Raw genomic sequence first — 17,613 nt, forward strand, 5'->3', positions numbered from 1 at the left:
ACATGAGCATCCGCACCCTGATCCGCGGCGGCCTCGTCGTCACCGCCTCCGACGAGGTCCACGCGGACGTCCTGATCGAGGACGGCCGCGTGGCGGCGCTGGCCGCGCACGGCTCGGCGGCCGCCGGGGCCTGGACGGCCGACCGTACGATCGACGCCACCGGGAAGTACGTCATCCCCGGCGGGGTCGACGCGCACACCCACATGGAACTCCCCTTCGGAGGCACCTCGGCCTCCGACACCTTCGAGACCGGAACCAGAGCCGCCGCCTGGGGCGGCACCACCACCATCGTCGACTTCGCCGTGCAGAGCGTGGGCCACTCCCTGCGCGAGGGGCTCGACACCTGGTACGCCAAGGCCGACGGCAACTGCGCCATCGACTACGCCTTCCACATGATCCTCTCGGACGTCAACGAGAGGACGCTCAAGGAGATGGACCACCTCGTCGGTGAGGGGGTCACCTCCTTCAAGCTGTTCATGGCCTACCCCGGAGTCTTCTACAGCGACGACGGACAGATCCTGCGGGCCATGCAGCGCGGCGCCGCCAACGGCGGGCTGATCATGATGCACGCCGAGAACGGCATCGCGATCGACGTACTCGTCGAACAGGCCCTCGCCCGCGGGGAGACCGACCCCCGCCACCACGGCGAGGTCCGCAAGGTGCTGCTGGAGGCCGAGGCCACCCACCGGGCCATCCAGCTGGCGCGGGTCGCCGGCGCCCCGCTGTACGTGGTCCACGTCTCCGCGGAGGAAGCGGTCGCCGAGCTCGCCGCCGCCCGCGACAAGGGTCTCCCCGTCTTCGGGGAGACCTGTCCGCAGTACCTGTTCCTGTCCACCGACAACCTGGAGGAGCCCGACTTCCAGGGCGCCAAGTACGTGTGTTCCACCCCGCTGCGTCCCCGGGAGCACCAGGCGGCGCTGTGGCGGGGCCTGCGGACCAACGACCTCCAGGTGGTCTCCACCGACCACTGCCCCTTCTGTTTCCGGGGCCAGAAGGAGCTGGGCCGCGGGGACTTCTCCAAGATCCCCAACGGGCTGCCGGGGGTGGAGAACCGCATGGACCTCCTCCACCAGGCCGTCCTGGACGGGCACATCAGCCGCCGACGCTGGATCGAGATCGCCTGTGCGAGCCCGGCCCGGATGTTCGGTCTCTACCCGCAGAAGGGCACCATCGCGCCGGGTTCCGACGCCGACATCGTCCTCTACGATCCGCACGCCGAGCAGGTCATCTCCGCCGAGACGCACCACATGAACGTGGACTACTCGGCGTACGAGGGCAAGCGGATCACCGGACGCGTCGACACCGTGCTCTCGCGCGGCGAACTCGTCATCGACCAGCGCGAATTCACCGGCCGGGCCGGCCACGGCGCCTTCGTCCACCGCTCCACCTGCCAGTACCTGTAAAGAGCGTCAAGGAGCCGCCCGTATGGACTTCGGCCTCGTCCTGCAGACCGACCCGCCCGCATCCCAGGTCATCAGCCTCATGAAGCGCGCCGAGCGCAACGGCTTCCGCTACGGCTGGACCTTCGACTCCGCCGTGCTGTGGCAGGAGCCGTTCGTCATCTACAGCCAGATCCTGGAACACACCCGCAAGCTGCACATCGGCCCCATGGTCACCAACCCCGGCACCCGCACCTGGGAAGTGACCGCCTCCACCTTCGCCACACTCAACGACATGTTCGGCAACCGCACCGTCTGCGGGATCGGGCGCGGGGACTCGGCGATGAGGGTCGCCGGGCGCAAGCCCAACGCCCTGGCCCGGCTCGGCGAGGCCATCGACGTCATCCGGGACCTGGCCGAGGGCCGCGAGGCCCTGGTCGACGGCAACCCGATCCGCCTGCCGTGGGTCCGCGACGGGAAGCTCCCGGTGTGGATGGCGGCGTACGGGCCGAAGGCGCTGGCCCTGGCGGGGGAGAAGGCCGACGGCTTCATCCTCCAGCTGGCCGACCCCTACCTGACCGAGTGGATGGTCAAGTCGGTCCGCGAGGCCGCCGTGGCGGCCGGCCGGGACCCGGCGGAGATCACCATCTGCGTGGCGGCCCCGGCGTACGTGAGCGAGGACCTCGCGCACGCCCGGGACCAGTGCCGCTGGTTCGGCGGCATGGTCGGCAACCACGTCGCCGACCTGGTCGGCCGCTACGGAGAGCACTCGTCGATGGTTCCCGACGAGCTCACCGAGTACATCAAGTCCCGCGAGGGCTACGACTACAGCCACCACGGACGGGCCGGGAACCCGTCCACCGACTTCGTCCCCGACGAGATCGTCGACCGCTTCTGCCTGCTGGGCCCGGTCGAGGCGCACATCGAGAAGCTGAGGACCCTGCGCGACCTGGGAGTCGACCAGTTCGCCGTCTACGACATGCACGACGCACGGGAGGCAACGATCGACGCGTACGGCCAGCACATCATCCCGTCGTTCAACTGACCCCCACGCGCACTGCGGGGCCGACCGGGAGGCCGGCCCCGCAGCGGGCTGCCGACGGCGCTCGGCCCCGGGACAAGACGCCGTGGAGGTGAGGACGGATCACTGGCCGACAGTGCGCTGGGCCAGGTCACAGGCCGAAGATCCTTGCGATGAAGAACGCGCCGACGAGCAGAGCGCCGGCGACTATCAGCCACAGCCAGAATGCGGGATGCTCCCAGATGCCGCCATCCGCGCGTTCCTGGTGTGCCTCCGCTGTCGATCCTTCGGCCGGTGGGGTTTCCTCAGGAGGTACGAGTGGATCGGACATGGCTCACGCTCCCTCCGGTTCTCTTCTCTGTCCCCTGACGCCTGCTGCACGGATCAGGTCTTCGTCGGTTGTCGACGCATTCGGCAGGAACAAGGGTTTCTGCACGCTCGTGGTGCGCGAGAGCCAGGCCGAGCGACCCGGCCATTTCACCCCTCATTCGCCTCGTGCGCCGCCCCCGGATGCACCGCCGTATCAGTCGACGCCCTCCGCGGTCCCGCATCTGTGTCCCCTCCTCGACGAGCCACAGGTTTCGAACAGCGTTCGGACGGCCGAGACCTCAGGGCGCCTCGCCCTCCCGGTCGTGTTCCTGGCGGAGCAGTTGCGGCAGATCATCCAGCCGGTCGAGACCCCGCACGGCGCCGGCCGTGCGGGCGTTGTGCCTCAGGAGGGCTTGGTGGCGGTGGAGGAAGGACCAGTAGCCGGCGGTGAACGGGCAGGCGTCTTCGCCGACGCGGGAGCCGGGGCGGTAGCGGCACGGCCCGCAGAGGTCGCTCATGCGGTTGATGTAAGCGCCGCCGGACGTATAGGGCTTGGTGGTCATCCGGCCGCCATCGGCGTACTGGGACATGCCGACCACGTTGGGCAGCATCACCCAGTCGTAGCCGTCGACGAAGGAGCGGTGGAACCAGTCGGTGAGGGCTTCCGGGTCCCAGCCCCGCTGGAGGGCGTAGCTGCCGAGGACCATCAGCCGTGGGATGTGGTGGGTCCATCCGGTGTCCCTGACCTGGCGGAGTACGGTCGAGAGGCAGTGGGCCGATACGGCGTCGGCATCGAGCGAGACCCACCAGGCGGGCAGGGGAGCGGTGTGCCCCAGGGCGTTGGACTTCCGGTAGTCCTCTCCGAAGTGCCAGTACAGGTGCCAGACGTACTCGCGCCAGCCGGCGACCTGCCTGATGAAGCCCTCGGCGGAGTTGAGCGGTGCCCTGCCCGTTCGCCAGGCGGTCTCTGCACGGCTCACGCACTCGGAGGGATCCAGCAGGCCCAGGTTGAGGGAGGAGGACAGCAGGCTGTGGCTCAGTACGGGATCGGCAGCCAGCATGGCGTCCTCGTGGGCGCCGAAGCCCGGGAGCCGGAGGTCGACGAAGCGCCGAAGTGCGGCGAGCGCCTCTCGCCTGTCGGCGGGGAAGAGCCGGGGGCCGTCCCGGCCGACGAAACAGACATCGCCGGTGCGCTCCCAGCGGTCGAGGTCCTCGCGGACCAAGGCGTCGATCTCGTCCTCGCGAGGGCGGTAGGGGGCGGGGGAACCCAGCGTCCGGGCTCCCCGTGGCGGGGGCTGCCGGTTGTCGTGGTCGAGGTTCCACTGTCCTCCCGCCGGTTCGCCCCCGTCCATCAACAGGTCGTGTTCCCTGCGCACATGGCGGTAGAAGTTCTCCATCCGCAGCCCGCCGCCGGGGTGGGAGGCAGCCCATGCGGCGAACTCCTCCCGGGTGATGAGGAAGCCGCGGGGAGGGAGGACCGTGACGTTGTCCAGGGAGTTCACGAAGACCGCCGCGGCCCGGGAGGTCGGGTGGCAGACGGTGACGGGCTTGCCGCCCACCGCCCGGCGCAGGCCCTCACGGTAGGTGTCGGCCTTGACGTAGACGACGCGGTCGCCGAGTTCGGCGGCGCGGTGCCGCATCGCTGAAAGAATCAGGTGGGCCTTGGCCCGGTGAAACCGGCGGCGCCGGAATACGGCCCGTGATTCGATCATCACCACCGGACTCTCGCGGGAGGGCCCGCCGTCCTCCCCCGCGGCGGTGAAGGCCGGTCCCAGCTGGTCCCCGAAGAGCCAGTGCGTGCTGTTCATGCGGCCGCCTCATGTCGTCGTGGCCCGAGGCGCTTTCGGGCACGGCCCGTCAAGATCGCCACAGGCGCTCCTGAGTACGGATGGAGCGCCTTGTGCGCGTCCGGTCCCCTCCCTTGTTCGGCGTGCGGCCGGGGTCCGGATGCAGCCGGGCTCCCGGCCTGCAGCCAGACACCCGGCTGCCGCAGCGGAGGGGCGTGAGCAGGGCCGCTTGCGTGCCGTACGGCAGCCGGAACCACCGCCCAGGCATCCATGCATGCTGATTCGGGCGAAGAGAAAAGAAGGCGCAGTAACACATCCTGGACCGGCGGACGAGGTTCGCTCCGCACGTTCGCCATGGCCCTCAAGGGCGGCGGCCGGCTGGACAGTATGTGAGGCCGCGCCGTCACCAGACGGACGGGAGGCTTCTCATGGGCGGAAAATACACAGGAGACGGTGGCGGTTCCCGGAGCCGGGAGTCGGTGTGGGACTATCCCCGCCCACCCCGGATCGAGGCTGACACACGGCACGTGGTGGTGTGTCACGCGGGTGTGGCGCTGGCAGACTCCCGGCGCTGCCTGCGGGTGCTGGAGACCAGCCATCCGCCGGTTTTCTGCATTCCACGGGCGGATGTGCGTGTCGCATTCCTGTCCGCCTCGGAGCGGCGGAGCGTATGCGAGTGGAAGGGCGTGGCCACCTACTGGAACCTCGCTCTCGCGTCGGACCGTCCGCCGGAGCCCGAGGTGGCGTGGAGCTACGAGGCACCGCACCCGGGCTACGCATTGATCAGGGGCCATCTCGCGTTCTACCCCGGCCGGGTCGATGCGTGCACGGTGGACGGCGAGCGGGTGCGGGCCCAGCCGGGCGGGTTCTACGGCGGGTGGATCACGGACGAGATCACAGGTCCTTTCAAGGGAGGGCCCGGGACCGTGGGCTGGTGACGTGGGCAGCTGCCGTGCATCCGGGGACAGCCCGGCAGGCGAACCAAGGGCGGGGGGATCCTGCGGAGGGAGTGCTCATGCGTGGATCGGACGTGCGGGTCCTTGTCGTGGGTGCCGGCGGCGAAGTCGGCGGCATCGCGGCTCGCCGGCTTGCCGGGCTCGGTGCCTCGGTCGCGCTGGCGGGGCGCAACCGTGGCCGGATCGCGCAGCGGGCCGAGGCGCTCGGCGGCCTGCCGTGGTGCGTGTTCGACGCCTACGACCTGGACCGCTGCGCGGGCCTGTCGGCATGGGCGAAGGCTGCACTCGACGGGCTCGACGCGCTCGTGGTGACGATCGGTGTGGCCGGCTTCGGGCGGGCCCCGGAGGTGACCGACACAGTGTGCGAGCATCTTTTCACTGTCAATGCCATGGCTCCGATCGCCATGGTGCGCGGCGCGATCGGAGTGCTGTCCGAGGGTGGTGCGGCCGTCGTGGTGACCGGCGAGATCGTGGACCGGCCGGCTCTGGGTATGGCTGACTACGCGGCGTCCAAGACCGCGCTGGCGACCTGGCTGGGAGTGGCTGGGCGGGAGGCCCGACGCCAGGGGATCACGGTCACGGACGTGCGTCTGCCCCACCTCGACACCGGTTTCGCCGGGCGCGCGGTGGTGGGCCGGGCCCCGGCACTGGGGCCGGGAGCCGATCCGGAGGAAGCAGTGGACCGCCTGGTCGTCGTGCCGATACTGGCCGCCCGCGGGGGACCGGGTCATCTCCCGCGACGCGCCGCAGGCTCCGTGCTCCGTACACGCGTGGATTCCGCGTTCTAGGGGGTGGGGTGCCATGCCTGACACGTCGCCCCGCGTCACGACCGGATCCGTGGCCAGACGCCTTGGGATCTCACCCACGACGCTCAGGTCCTGGGACCGGCGGTACGGCATGGGCCCGGCGGCCCGCGAGGACGGGCGCCACCGCCGCTGGACCCGCGAGGACATCGCGATGCTGGAGGACATGTGTCGGCTGACCACCTCCGGAGTGCCCCCGTCGGAGGCGGCCGGTGTGGCGCTGTCCCAGGCGGGCCGGCCCCGTCCGGCTCGTACGCGACCGGCTTCCTCCGTCGTTCCGCGGCCCGTTCGCGCCCCGGGCTCGAGCGAGGGACTGCCGCTCGGCGACGTCCGCCACGCGTTCCGGGGCCTGGCCCGGGCCGCGGTCCGACTCGACAGCCTGACCATGGACGAGCAGCTGGCCGAACTGATGGCCACCCAGGGGCTCGTGATCGCATGGGAAGAGGTCATGGCGCCGACCCTGCACGCCGTGGGCCGCAAGTGGGAGTCCTCCGACGACCGCTACATCGAAGTCGAGCACCTGCTCTCCTGGCACATCTCCACCGCGCTGCGCCGGTTCACCGGCAATGCTCCTCCGCCAGCCCGGGATGCCCCTCCGGTGCTGATGGCCTGCGTCCCCGACGAGCAGCACACCCTCCCTCTCGAAGCACTTGCCGCGGGCCTGGCCGAACGCGGACTGCCGACCCGCATCCTGGGAGCCGCGGTCCCCGCCGAGGCCCTGAACGCGTCGGTACGGCGGGTGGGCCCGTCCGCCGTCGTCCTGTGGTCCCAGGCCCGCCGCACCGCCGATCACAACCTGGCCCGCCACATCGTCGGCACCGGCTTCGGCGTCAGGGGCGCCCGGACGCACCCGCTGGTGCTGCTGGCCGGCCCGGGCTGGAGGAACAGTCCCTTGACCGCGGGCATGATGCGGCCCGGTGGTCTACGCGAGGCGCTGGAGGTACTGGCTCGGCATTGCGCTGCTGTCTCCGCTCCGCTGACGGCCCCCGCATCAGCCGACGGCCGACAGCTGACCGGCTCGCCGACCGCGGTGCGAAGCCGGGCGCAGCATCGCACAGGCACCGCCCGCCGACCCGGCGCGCGGTCTGCACCTGCGTCAGATCGCCTGAGTACGTGAGTGCCAGGACCTCACGCTGCACGCGCGGCAGACACACCGGCTCGCCCGTGACCACCACGCGGTCCGGGAGGCGGTCGTGATCATGGGCCGAGACCGCGGGCGGTCGTACGGCGGCTGCGGCCGAGGCGAGTTCGCGTCCGCGAGCACGGTCGGACGGCGCATCGGCGATCTTGTAATGGGCGCAGAGCCTCCAGCGGTCACGCCGCGCACGGACCCATCACGCCACGCCGGGCACGCCCGGCACCAGGCAGAACGCGAACGAGTGCGTCGGCCGGCCCCGGCGCCCGCCGCAACGGGAGACGGGAAGGCTTCTATAGGCTGATCGTGTGGCCAGCAGCGATGACCAAGACCCGACCAGCCCTCCCGGCAGCCTCCAGGCTTTCGCCGTCGCCCTGCGGCGTACGCACGGGGAGATCAGCAGGCTGGTCCACGGCTTCGCTCATGCGCAGGGACTGCACTCGACCGACGTACAGGCCCTCGCCGTGGTTCTGGACAGCCCGGAACCCCTCACCCCGGGGCGGCTGCGCGAGCACCTGGGCCTGACCTCGGGTGCGGTCACCGCCTGCCTCGACCGACTGGAGAAGGCCGGCCACATCCGCAGGACCCGCGACACCGCGGACCGCCGGGTGGTCCACATCCACTACGAGACCGGGGCCCGCGCGGCCGCGCGCCGGCACTTCCTGCCGCTGGCAGAGGCCGCCGCCCGGGCGGCCGACCGCTTCGACGAGCAAGAGCTGGCTACCGCGCTGCGGTTCCTCACCGCCCTCAACGACGAGTTGGCAGACCTGCGCGTACCGCGCCGCTGACCCTTCCGGCCGGCCACTGCCGACCAGCCGCCCACGCGCTGTGTCGACGGCGGGCAAAGCCCGCCCGACGGGCGAAAGTTCCGGTGCATCCAAGACACCGCCTGCGGGTGAAGAGTGCGTGCACCGTAGTCCGGATGCCGTCCGGCAACCCGGATGCGGAGCAGCGGGTCGTTCGTGTCACAATTTATTTCAATCATTGAGATTCTTAATTGTTGTGATAGGACTCGGAGCCCAGATGACCAGCCGTCCGTCCCGTTGGCGCTTCCTGCTTCCCCTTGCCCTGCTCGTCGTATGGCTCGCGATCGGCGGCGGCCTCGGCCCGTACGCGGGGAAGCTGGGCGAGGTATCCAGCAACGACCAAGCCGCGTTCCTGCCCCGCAGCGCCGAATCCACCCGCGTCATCGAGGAGCGGCGTGCCTTCCGGCAGGCGGAGACCCTGCCGGCGATCGTCGTATGGACGGCGCGCGGCGGTGGCCCCCTCGATTCCGGGTCCCAGGAGCGGGCGACCGTCACGATGGCCGGCCTCGCGGGCGATTCGCGCGTGGTCGGAGCGCCCTCGCCCGCACTGCCCGCCGAGGACGGCGAAGCCCTCCGCGCGATCGTCCAGCTCCGACCGGACCTCGGCGAGGAGCTGACCGAAACCCTCGGCACGATCCGCGAGCGCGCCCAGGCCGTGTCCGGCACCACCGTGTGGATCGCGGGGCCGGCGGCGACGCAGGCCGACCTCTCGGGCGCGTTCGCCGGCATCGACGGACTGCTCCTCGGGGTCGCCCTGACCACGGTCCTGCTGATCCTGCTCCTCGTGTACCGCAGCGTCCTGCTGCCCCTGGCGATCATCCTGGGGGCGGTGTTCGCCCTGGGACTGGCGTGCGGCATCGTCTACTGGCTCGCGGACGCGGGCGTCGTACGCGTCGACGGGCAGGTGCAAGGGATCCTCTCGATCCTGGTGATCGGGGCCGCCACCGACTACGCCTTGCTGCTCTCGGCCCGCTACCGTGAGGAACTGGGCCGGCCGGGAGTCGAGCGATACGCAGCGATGGGGGCGGCTCTGCGCCGCTCGTTCGGGCCGATCGTCGCCAGTGCTGCCACCGTGGCGCTCGGCCTGATCGCGCTGCTGGCGAGCGATCTGTCGAACAACCGCGCGCTGGGACCGGTGGGAGCCATCGGCATCGGCTGCGCCGTGCTCAGCACGCTGACCTTCCTGCCCGCGGTGCTGGTACTGACCGGCAGGGCCTCGTACTGGCCCGCCCGGCCCAAGGCGGAGGGCTCGGCGGACGGGGCGCACGGTATCTGGCGCCGGATCGCCGCACTGGTGGATCGCGCCCCGCGGAAGGTCTGGACGGCCACCCTGGTGGCCCTTGTGGCCTGCGCCGCGTTCGCCCCGGCCCTGAACTCCCGGGGGGTCCCGCTCGACGAGATCTTCGTCAACGACGCGCCCTCCGTGGCCGCACAGGCCACCCTCGGACGCCACTTCCCCGCCGGCTCGGGCAACCCCGCCGTGATCATCGCCGACGCACCCGCAGCCGCCCGAGTGGCGGAGGCGGCGGCCCAGGTCGACGGCATCGACTCGGCCGCCCCGGTCGACGCCACCGGCCGGCCCGCGCCCGCCTCGCCGCTCGTCGTCGACGGGCGGGTGAGGATCGACGCCACGCTGTCCGCGGCGGCGGACAGCGACACCGCCAAGGACACCGTCGCCCGCTTGCGCACCGCCGTGCACGCCGTGCCCGACGCGAACGCGCTCGTCGGCGGCTACACCGCCCAGCAGTACGACACCCAGCGCACCGCCGAACGCGACCGGATGCTCATCGTCCCGGTGGTCCTCGCGATCATCCTGCTCATCCTCGTGGCACTCCTGCGCTCTCTGGTCCTGCCGGTCCTGCTGGTCGCCACCGTCGCGCTGAACTTCGCGGCCACCCTCGGCGTCGCCTCTCTCGTCTTCGAGCACGTACTGGGCTTCACCGGCACCGACGCCTCGGTGCCGCTCTACGGGTTCGTCTTCCTCGTCGCCCTCGGCGTGGACTACAACATCTTCCTGATGTCCCGGGTCCGCGAGGAGTCCATGAAGCACGGGGTCCGCCAGGGGCTGCTGACCGGACTCACCGCCACCGGCGGCGTCATCACCTCGGCCGGCGTCGTACTCGCCGCGACCTTCGCGGCCCTGGGAGTGATTCCCCTGGCCTTCATGCTCCAGATCGCGTTCATCGTCGCCTTCGGCGTCCTCCTCGACACCCTGGTCGTACGGTCCCTGCTGGTGCCCGCCCTCGTCCGCGACCTGGGCCGGCATGCCTGGTGGCCCGGACCGCTCGGTCGCCCGTCCGCCCGGGAGGCGCAGGCCACGGCGCTCGGAGGCTGAACCGCGTCCGGCGGCGGCCGGAACGTGCCGCCGTCCCCGGTCCTCGGCTGCCGCGGAAGCCGTGGAGAGCCGGGAGCGGCGGCCCAACCCGCCCGGGATTACTTGGGCATCAGGACGGTGTCGATGATGTGGACGGTGGCGTTGGAGGTGGCCACGTCACCGCAGACGATGGTGGCCGTGTCGTTCACCTTGTAGGCGTCCCCGGATCCGCCGGTGGTGAGCGTGCCGCCCTCCAGGGTCTCGAACGACCCGTCCGCCAGGTCGGCCTTGTCGACCGTCCGGCCCACGGCGTGGTAGGTGAGGATCTTCGTCATCGTGTCCTTGTCCGCCAGCACCTTGTCCAGGTCTGCCTCGGGAATCTTCGCGAAGGCGTCGTTGGTCGGCGCGAACACCGTGATGTCCTTCGCGTTGTTCAGTGTGTCCACGAGTCCGGCCCGCTCGACGGCCGCCACGAGAGTGGACAGAGCCGGGTTGCTCGAAGCCGCTGTGGCGACCGGTTCCTCGGCCATGTCGGTGAAGCTGCCCGCGCCCTCCTTCGGCACGGAGGCGCAGCCGGGTCCGAACGGCACGTCGCCCTGTCCGGCCCAGGCCTGTGGGGCGAGGACCCCCAAGGACAGGGGGAGGGCCGCGGCTGCGAACGCCGCGGCGGCACGGTGGCGTGTGTGCGAGATGTTCATGATGCGCTCCTTCCGCGGAGCGGGTCCCCACGGGCGCGGAGACCACGGCCCGGCGGTGCTCTCACAGAGCATTCGGTCCGGACCGGGGTTTCGGATGGGCCCGACAGCGATTGCCCGGTTGTGCATCGTTTGCGCGTCGTCTGACGGGTCTGGACGTCCAACCGGCGTCACGCGTCATCGCAGTGATCGAGGCCCGGCTGCTCGGTGTCGCATCAACGACATCAAGGTCGGGGCAGCGCTGTGGCGTTGGCCGGAACCAGTCCTGGCCTTGATCGGCGCCGTCACCGCCGGATGCCCCGCCTGCACCGGCCGCTTCCCGGGCGGCTCCGCGGACATCGTGTGGGCGGAAGACCCTGCGGTCGCGGGAACGGCGTCCAGCACCGGCAGCAGGCCGTCCGTGGGCCCTCGCGGCCTGCATCGCCCTGGCCCTGCACCGCCTCACCCGGGCGGCCGGCGGACGGCCTTGACCCGCACGGCCGGCCACCGGTCCTGCGCCCCGGCCGAAGGCCCGACCGGATCCCCCGCCGGCCGGGGCCTTCCCGTGCCCCGGGGGCGGTTCACCCGGCGGACACCCGGTGTCCGGGCGCCCGTCCGGGATTGGCGGTGGGGTTTGTCGGCCCGGCGTGCTTTGCTGGGGGCATGATCGATGAGTTCCTGGCCCATGGCCTGTCCGATGTGGAAGAGGCCGTCCGCAAGGCGGCGGCCATCGAGATCATGCCGCGATTCAGGCAGCTCGCCGAGCACGAGGTCGATGAGAAGAACGGCCCCCACGACCTGGTGACCGTGGCCGACCGCAAGGCCGAGGAGCACCTCACGGCCGCGCTGACGCGACTGCTGCCCGGCTCCGCCGTCGTCGGCGAGGAAGCTGTGCACGCCGACCCGGGCGTCTACGCGGCGCTGCGCGCCGACGCACCGGTGTGGATCGTCGACCCCGTCGACGGCACCCGGCAGTTCGTGAACGGCGACCCTGCCTTCTGTACCCTGGTCGCCCTGGCGCTGCGCGGGGAGATCCTCGCCTCCTGGACCTTCGCCCCGGCGCTGGAGGAGCTGGCGACCGCCGTGCGCGGACAGGGCGCGTACGTCAACGGCAACCCGATCAGGAGCGGTTCGCCCGACGCGGGCGAGGCCCTGAAGGTCGCCATCGCCCACCCGCTCTACACCAGCGACGCGGACAAGCGGACCCTGGCCCGCCTCGACGTGCCCGGCGTCGCGGCCCGGCCGTGCGGTTCGGCGGGCCTGGAGTACCTGAAGGTGGCCCGCGGGGAGATGGACGGCCTGGCCTTCACCTGGCCCTCGGCCTGGGACCACGCGGCCGGGCTGCTGCTGGTCGCCGAGGCCGGCGGGGCGCAGAGCACCGTCGACGGTGTCCCCTTCCGGGTGGACCGGGACAACGCGCTGCCGTTCGCGGTCGGGCGCGACGAGCCCACGGCCGTACGCATCCGGGAGCTGCTCCGGGGCGCCTGAGCGGGTCCGGGCCGGTCCGGACGGATCCCGGACCGGCCGAGAGGTGTACGGCCCGCCGCGTGCGGCGGAATATCCTGGGGGTGCAGGCGCCGCCGGAAACGAAGGAGTCGCAAGTGCCGTCGATTCTCGATGTGGTCGTGGTGGGGGCGGGGCCGAACGGGCTGACGGCCGCCGTCGAACTGGCCCGGCGCGGCTTCTCGGTGGCCGTCTTCGAAGCCGCCGACACGGTCGGCGGCGGCGCCCGGACCGAGGAGCTCACCCTTCCCGGCTTCCGGCACGACCCCTGCTCGGCGGTGCACCCGCTCGGCATCGGCTCGCCGGTCTTCGCCACGATGCCGCTGAAGAGGTACGGGCTGGAGTGGCTGCACGCCCCGCTGCCCATGGCGCACCCCTTCGACGACGGCACGGCCGCCGTCCTGTCCCGCTCGGTCGCCGAGACGGCGGCGTCCCTCGGGCCGCGCGACGCGGGCGCCTACCGGCGACTGGTCGGTCCGTTCCTCGGCAAATGGGACACCCTGGCCCGGGACTTCATGTCGCTGCCGAGCACCGCCCTGCCCCGGGACCCGCTCACGCTCGCCCGCTTCGGCCTCCGCGGACTGCCGCCCTCCACCTGGCTCCTGAGCCGCTTCCGCGACGAACGGGCCCGCGCGCTGTTCGCGGGCCTCGTCGCCCACGTCATCGCACCGCTCGACGGGATCGCCACCAGCGCCGTCGGCCTCGTCTTCGCGCTGGCCGCGCACGCGAACGGCTGGCCGATGCCGCGCGGTGGCTCGCAGTCCGTCTCCGACGCCCTCGCCGGATACCTGCGCGACCTCGGCGGGACCGTCCACACCGGCTTCGAGGTCAAGCGGCTCGACGACCTCCCGCCGGCACGCGCCTACGTCTTCGACACCTCGCCGACCGCGCTGGCCCGGATCGCCCGCCTGGGGCGCGCGTACGACGGCTACCGGTACGGCGCCTCGGTGTTCAAGCTCGACTACGCGCTGGACGGCCCCGTTCCGTGGACGGCCGAGGAGCCGCGCCGCGCCGGCACCGTCCAGATCGGCCCGCGCGCCCGGGACATCGACGCCGCCCTGCAGCTCGCCTCCGGCGGCCGGGCCCCGCGCAACCCCTTCCTCATCACCGCGCAGCCCAGCCTGGTCGACCCGAGCCGGGCACCCGAGGGCAAGCACGTGTTCTGGGCGTACGGACACGTCCCCGCGGGCTGGGACGGCGATCTCACCGAGGCCGTCGAATCCCAACTGGAGCGCTTCGCCCCGGGATTCCGCGACCTGGTGCTCGCCCGCGCCACGGCCGGCCCGCCCCGGCTCGCCGCCCGCAACCCCAACTACGTGGGCGGGGACATCGCCTGCGGGGCCGCTTCGGGACTCCAGCTCCTGCTGCGCCCCAAGCTGTCCCTCACCCCGTACTCGACGGCCCACCCGGCGGTCTTCCTCTGCTCCTCGGCGACCCCGCCGGGCCCGGGCGTGCACGGCATGTCCGGGCACAACGCCGCGAAGGCGGTCTGGCGGCACCTGCGAAAGGGCTCCTGATGGTCCGTATCACCCTGGTCCGCGGCGACATCACCGCGGAGAAGGCCGACGCCATCGTCAACGCGGCCAACTCCTCGCTGCTCGGCGGCGGCGGGGTCGACGGCGCCATCCACCGGCGCGGCGGGCCGGAGATCCTCGCGGCCTGCGAGGACCTGCGCCGCTCGCACTACGGCAAGGGGCTGGCGACGGGCCGGGCCGTCGCCACCACGGCCGGGCGGCTCGCCGCCGGGCACGTCATCCACACGGTGGGCCCGGTCTTCTCGCGCGACGAGGACCGCTCCGAGCTGCTGGCCTCCTGCTACCGCGAATCGCTGCGGGTCGCCGACGGGCTGGGAGCCCGCACGGTCGCCTTCCCGGCCATCTCCACCGGAATCTACGGCTGGCCGATGGACGACGGGGCGCGGATCGCGGTGGAGACGGTGCGCGGCGCCCGGACCGAGGTGCAGGAGGTGCGGTTCGTGCTCTACGACGCGGCCGCCTTCGAGGTCTTCGAGGCGGCGGTGGCCGCCGCCGGCTGAGGCGCACCCCGGGGATCCGTCAGCGCGCGGAGCGTCCCGCCGCGCCCGGCGCGGGCCGGGGGTAGGTCCGGGACTGCTTGACGCTGCCGAACGCGAAGCTCGATTCGATCGAGGCGATCCCGGGGATGGCGTGGATCCGGTGGCGCACCAGGGACTCGTAGGCCTCCAGGTCCTCGATGACGACGCGGAGCAGGTAGTCGCTGCTGCCCGCCATCAGGTAGCAGTCCTGGATGTGCTCGATGACGGCGACGTGCTCCTCGAACAGCCGCACCGCTTCCGCCGTGTGGCGTTCCAGGCGGATCCGGACGAAGACGGTGACCGGAAGCCCGAAGGCGACCTGGTCCACCATGGCCGTGTAGCCGCGGATCAGGCCCGCCTCCTCCAGCCGTCGTACCCGGCGCAGACAGGGCGACGGGGACAGCCGGACACGGTCGGCGAGGTCCTGGTTGGACAGGCGGCCGTCGGCCTGCAACTCCCTGATGATCTGCAGATCGACTGCGTCCATGGTCACTCCTTGGCAGATTCTGCCCCAAACGTATGTCCGAGAGGCAGAACTGGCAATCGGCTGCCCCGGCCCAAGCCCTAGCGTTGCCCTCGCACGGACCGGATCGGTCCGGGTCTCAGAGGCTGGAGCACTTCCTTGGTCGCGACGAACACCACCCGGGCGACCCTGCCTCCCGATGCGGCGGGCCCGCGGGCCGGACACCCCGGCCGGCGCGGGCTCTCCCCACAGACCGAGGGCATGCTGGCCCTGCTGGTCACCGTGTCGATCTGGGCGGCCTTCGCGCTCAGCGCCCGGGCCCTGGCCGGTTCCTCGCTGCTTCCCGCCGACGCCGCCCTGCTGCGGTTCGGTGTCCCCCTGGTCGTCCTGTTCCCCGCCCTGTGGCGGCGCCGTCGCGCCATCGCCGCCGTGCGGCCCGGACCCGCCGTGAAGATCGTCTGCGGTGCGGGGGTGCCCTTCTTCCTGGCCGCGATGCACGGCGGCGCCCTGACCTCCGCCGCCTTCGTCGGCTCCATCGTCCCCGGCATGGTCCCGCTCTTCGTCTCCGCGATCATGATCCGTCGCGGCCACGGCCTCCCCCGCGGGACGCAGACGGCAGGGCTCGCCCTGATCGCGGCCGGAGTGATCGCCCTCGTCTGGCGCTACGTCGTACCGGTCGACACGGACGTACTCGCCGGCGCCGGCACGCTCCTCGTGGCCAGCGGGCTGTGGGCCCTCTACACGGTGGGACTGCGCGAGGTGGACCTCGATCCCGTCGGATCGATCGGCCTGCTCTGCCTGCCCTCCTTCGCGGTGATCGGCGTCCTGGTCCTCACCGGGGTGCTCCCGACCGGCATCGCGCACGCGGCGGGCAGCGACATCGCGCTGTTCCTCGTCGTACAGGGACTGGGCGTCGGACTGTGCGCGGGCCTCCTGTACGCCTTCGCCATCCGCCGGCTCGGCGCCGAGCGCAGCGCCGTCGTCGGCAGCCTGAGCCCCGTCGCCGTCGTCCTGCTCGCCATTCCGCTGCTCGGCGAGACCCCGACCCTCGCCGTGCTCGTCGGCGTACCCCTCATCACCGCCGGCGTCGTCCTCGCCAACCGCCGCCCACGACCCAAGGTTCCCGCAGATGCTTGAGCTCCTCCCCACGCCGCCCACCGACCCGCTGTGGGACCTCACCTACGAGTTCGGCAGCGACGAGCGGCCCGAACGCCTGAACCTCGTCCTCGGCGTCTACCGGGACCAGAGCGGAACCACGCCCGTCATGACGGCCGTGCGCGAGGCCGAGATCCGCCTGGCGGAGCGCTCCGCCTCCAAGGAGTACCGCGGGCTCTCCGGCAACGCCGCCTTCAACCGCTCCCTGCTGGAGCTGGTCCTGGGCCCGGGCGGGCCGACCGACCGCGCCGCGGCTGTCCAGACCGTCGCCGGGTCCGGCGCGCTGCGGCTGCTGGCCGATCTGATCTGCCGGACCCGCCCGGGCGCCACGGTGTGGATCAGCGACCCGGCCTACGTCAACCACCGGCCCATCCTGGAGGCCGCCGGACTGCGCGTGCGCACCTACGGCTGGCGCGACGCCGAGGGTGGCTTCGACACGGCCGGAGTGCTGCGGGAGCTGCGGGAAGCGCAGCGGGACGACGTCGTCCTGCTCCAGGGCTGCTGCCACAACCCCACGGGTGTGGACCCGCTGCTCGACGACTGGGAGGCGCTCGCCGAGTCGGCCGTCCGCGGCGGCTGGGTGCCCTTCGTGGACCTCGCCTACCACGGGCTCGGCGACGGCCTGGAGTCCGACCTGCTGCCCACGCGGATGATGGCGGCCCGGGTGCCGGAAATGCTGATCGCGGTCAGCTGCTCGAAGAACTTCGGCCTCTACAGCGACCGCGTCGGCTGCGCCATCGTGCTGGGCGCCTCGGACCGGGCCGTCCGGCATGCCGAGACCGCCCTGCAGAACGCCGCCCGGACCCTGTACTCGATGCCGCCCGAGCACGGCGCGGCCGTCGTGACCACGATCCTGCAGGACGAGGGGCTGCGCGCCGCCTGGCGGGTGGAGCTGGACGTCATGCGGGGCCGGATCATGGACAACCGGGCCGACCTGGTCGCGCACCTGAGCGCGCTCGGCTGCGCGGAGCAGGCGCGCTCGCTCGCCCGGCAGAAGGGCATGTTCTCGATGCTGCCGCTGGACGCCTCCCAGATGCTCCGGCTGCGCAGGCAGTACGCCATCTACGGCACGACCTCGGGGCGGATCAACATCGCGGGCATCCCCGCGCACCGGATTCCCTGCCTCGCACGGGGCATCGCGGGCGTCCTCGGCGCGGGCAGCGCGGGTGAGGCGGCCGACGCGCTCCGGACGCTCCCGCGGCAGCAGTCCGGACCGGCCACGGCCGGCGCCGTGCAGTCCCAGGGGTAGCAGCGC

The 17,613-nt window shown here is 72.0% G+C and carries 16 protein-coding genes; 12 read left to right on the forward strand and 4 right to left on the reverse strand.

Annotation, left to right across the window (positions count from 1 at the left end):
• The first annotated feature begins 2 nt into the window (after positions 1-2).
• Both hydA and OG753_RS32815 read left to right on the forward strand, forming a co-directional pair.
• The gene (hydA, locus tag OG753_RS32810) at positions 3-1,403 is read left to right on the forward strand and encodes a dihydropyrimidinase (RefSeq protein ID WP_327265204.1); all 1,401 of its coding nucleotides are present in this window, start codon (positions 3-5) and stop codon (positions 1,401-1,403) included.
• Positions 1,404-1,425: 22 nt separating this feature from the next.
• Positions 1,426-2,424, forward strand: a complete 999-nt coding sequence (locus OG753_RS32815) for a TIGR03842 family LLM class F420-dependent oxidoreductase (RefSeq protein ID WP_405791171.1) — start codon at positions 1,426-1,428, stop codon at positions 2,422-2,424.
• 127 nt (positions 2,425-2,551) lie between these two features.
• Here OG753_RS32815 and OG753_RS32820 read toward each other — a convergent pair whose 3' ends face one another.
• Positions 2,552-2,731, reverse strand: coding sequence for a DUF6480 family protein (locus OG753_RS32820; RefSeq protein ID WP_405791172.1), 180 nt, complete (start codon positions 2,729-2,731; stop codon positions 2,552-2,554).
• Positions 2,732-3,008: 277 nt separating this feature from the next.
• Complete coding sequence (locus OG753_RS32825; protein ID WP_405791173.1) at positions 3,009-4,517, reverse strand: cryptochrome/photolyase family protein; 1,509 nt, start codon at positions 4,515-4,517, stop codon at positions 3,009-3,011.
• A gap of 407 nt (positions 4,518-4,924) precedes the next feature.
• Here OG753_RS32825 and OG753_RS32830 point away from each other — a divergent pair, with 407 nt between their 5' ends.
• The 5 genes from OG753_RS32830 (at position 4,925) to OG753_RS32850 (ending at position 10,531) form a co-directional block, all read left to right on the forward strand.
• Positions 4,925-5,434 (forward strand): DUF427 domain-containing protein, encoded by a 510-nt coding sequence (locus tag OG753_RS32830; protein WP_405791174.1) that lies wholly within the window; start codon positions 4,925-4,927, stop codon positions 5,432-5,434.
• Positions 5,435-5,511: 77 nt separating this feature from the next.
• On the forward strand, positions 5,512-6,240 hold the full coding sequence (locus OG753_RS32835; protein ID WP_405791175.1) for an SDR family NAD(P)-dependent oxidoreductase: 729 nt from the start codon (positions 5,512-5,514) through the stop codon (positions 6,238-6,240).
• A gap of 13 nt (positions 6,241-6,253) precedes the next feature.
• Positions 6,254-7,372 (forward strand): MerR family transcriptional regulator, encoded by a 1,119-nt coding sequence (locus tag OG753_RS32840; RefSeq protein ID WP_405791176.1) that lies wholly within the window; start codon positions 6,254-6,256, stop codon positions 7,370-7,372.
• A gap of 326 nt (positions 7,373-7,698) precedes the next feature.
• Positions 7,699-8,178, forward strand: a complete 480-nt coding sequence (locus OG753_RS32845; protein WP_327265211.1) for a MarR family winged helix-turn-helix transcriptional regulator — start codon at positions 7,699-7,701, stop codon at positions 8,176-8,178.
• 235 nt (positions 8,179-8,413) lie between these two features.
• Positions 8,414-10,531: an MMPL family transporter gene (locus tag OG753_RS32850; RefSeq protein WP_405791177.1), complete on the forward strand. Its 2,118-nt coding sequence runs from the start codon at positions 8,414-8,416 to the stop codon at positions 10,529-10,531.
• A 98-nt stretch (positions 10,532-10,629) separates the two neighbouring features.
• Here the strand turns inward: OG753_RS32850 and OG753_RS32855 are convergent, their stop codons facing one another.
• The gene (locus OG753_RS32855; protein ID WP_405791178.1) at positions 10,630-11,208 is read right to left on the reverse strand and encodes a fasciclin domain-containing protein; all 579 of its coding nucleotides are present in this window, start codon (positions 11,206-11,208) and stop codon (positions 10,630-10,632) included.
• 639 nt (positions 11,209-11,847) lie between these two features.
• On the opposite strand from OG753_RS32855, the gene OG753_RS32860 reads away from it, so the two are divergent.
• The 3 genes from OG753_RS32860 (at position 11,848) to OG753_RS32870 (ending at position 14,722) form a co-directional block, all read left to right on the forward strand.
• Positions 11,848-12,672, forward strand: a complete 825-nt coding sequence (locus tag OG753_RS32860; RefSeq protein ID WP_327265214.1) for an inositol monophosphatase family protein — start codon at positions 11,848-11,850, stop codon at positions 12,670-12,672.
• A 113-nt stretch (positions 12,673-12,785) separates the two neighbouring features.
• On the forward strand, positions 12,786-14,204 hold the full coding sequence (locus OG753_RS32865) for an NAD(P)/FAD-dependent oxidoreductase (protein WP_327265215.1): 1,419 nt from the start codon (positions 12,786-12,788) through the stop codon (positions 14,202-14,204).
• The gene (locus tag OG753_RS32870; protein WP_327265216.1) at positions 14,204-14,722 is read left to right on the forward strand and encodes an O-acetyl-ADP-ribose deacetylase; all 519 of its coding nucleotides are present in this window, start codon (positions 14,204-14,206) and stop codon (positions 14,720-14,722) included. Before OG753_RS32865 ends, OG753_RS32870 begins: the two co-directional genes overlap by 1 nt.
• Before the next feature lie 19 nt (positions 14,723-14,741).
• On the opposite strand, the gene OG753_RS32875 is transcribed toward OG753_RS32870, so the two are convergent.
• On the reverse strand, positions 14,742-15,227 hold the full coding sequence (locus tag OG753_RS32875) for an Lrp/AsnC family transcriptional regulator (RefSeq protein WP_327265217.1): 486 nt from the start codon (positions 15,225-15,227) through the stop codon (positions 14,742-14,744).
• Between the two features lie 135 nt (positions 15,228-15,362).
• Here OG753_RS32875 and OG753_RS32880 point away from each other — a divergent pair, with 135 nt between their 5' ends.
• Positions 15,363-16,340 (forward strand): DMT family transporter, encoded by a 978-nt coding sequence (locus OG753_RS32880; RefSeq protein ID WP_327265218.1) that lies wholly within the window; start codon positions 15,363-15,365, stop codon positions 16,338-16,340.
• Positions 16,333-17,607 carry an aromatic amino acid transaminase gene (locus OG753_RS32885; RefSeq protein WP_327265219.1) on the forward strand — a complete coding sequence of 425 codons (1,275 nt, stop codon included), beginning with the start codon at positions 16,333-16,335 and terminating at the stop codon, positions 17,605-17,607. The genes OG753_RS32880 and OG753_RS32885 overlap by 8 nt, the downstream gene beginning before the upstream one ends.
• The last annotated feature ends 6 nt before the right edge of the window (positions 17,608-17,613 follow it).

The sequence above is a fragment of the Streptomyces sp. NBC_00029 genome (assembly GCF_045160505.1).
Lineage (GTDB): Bacteria > Actinomycetota > Actinomycetes > Streptomycetales > Streptomycetaceae > Streptomyces.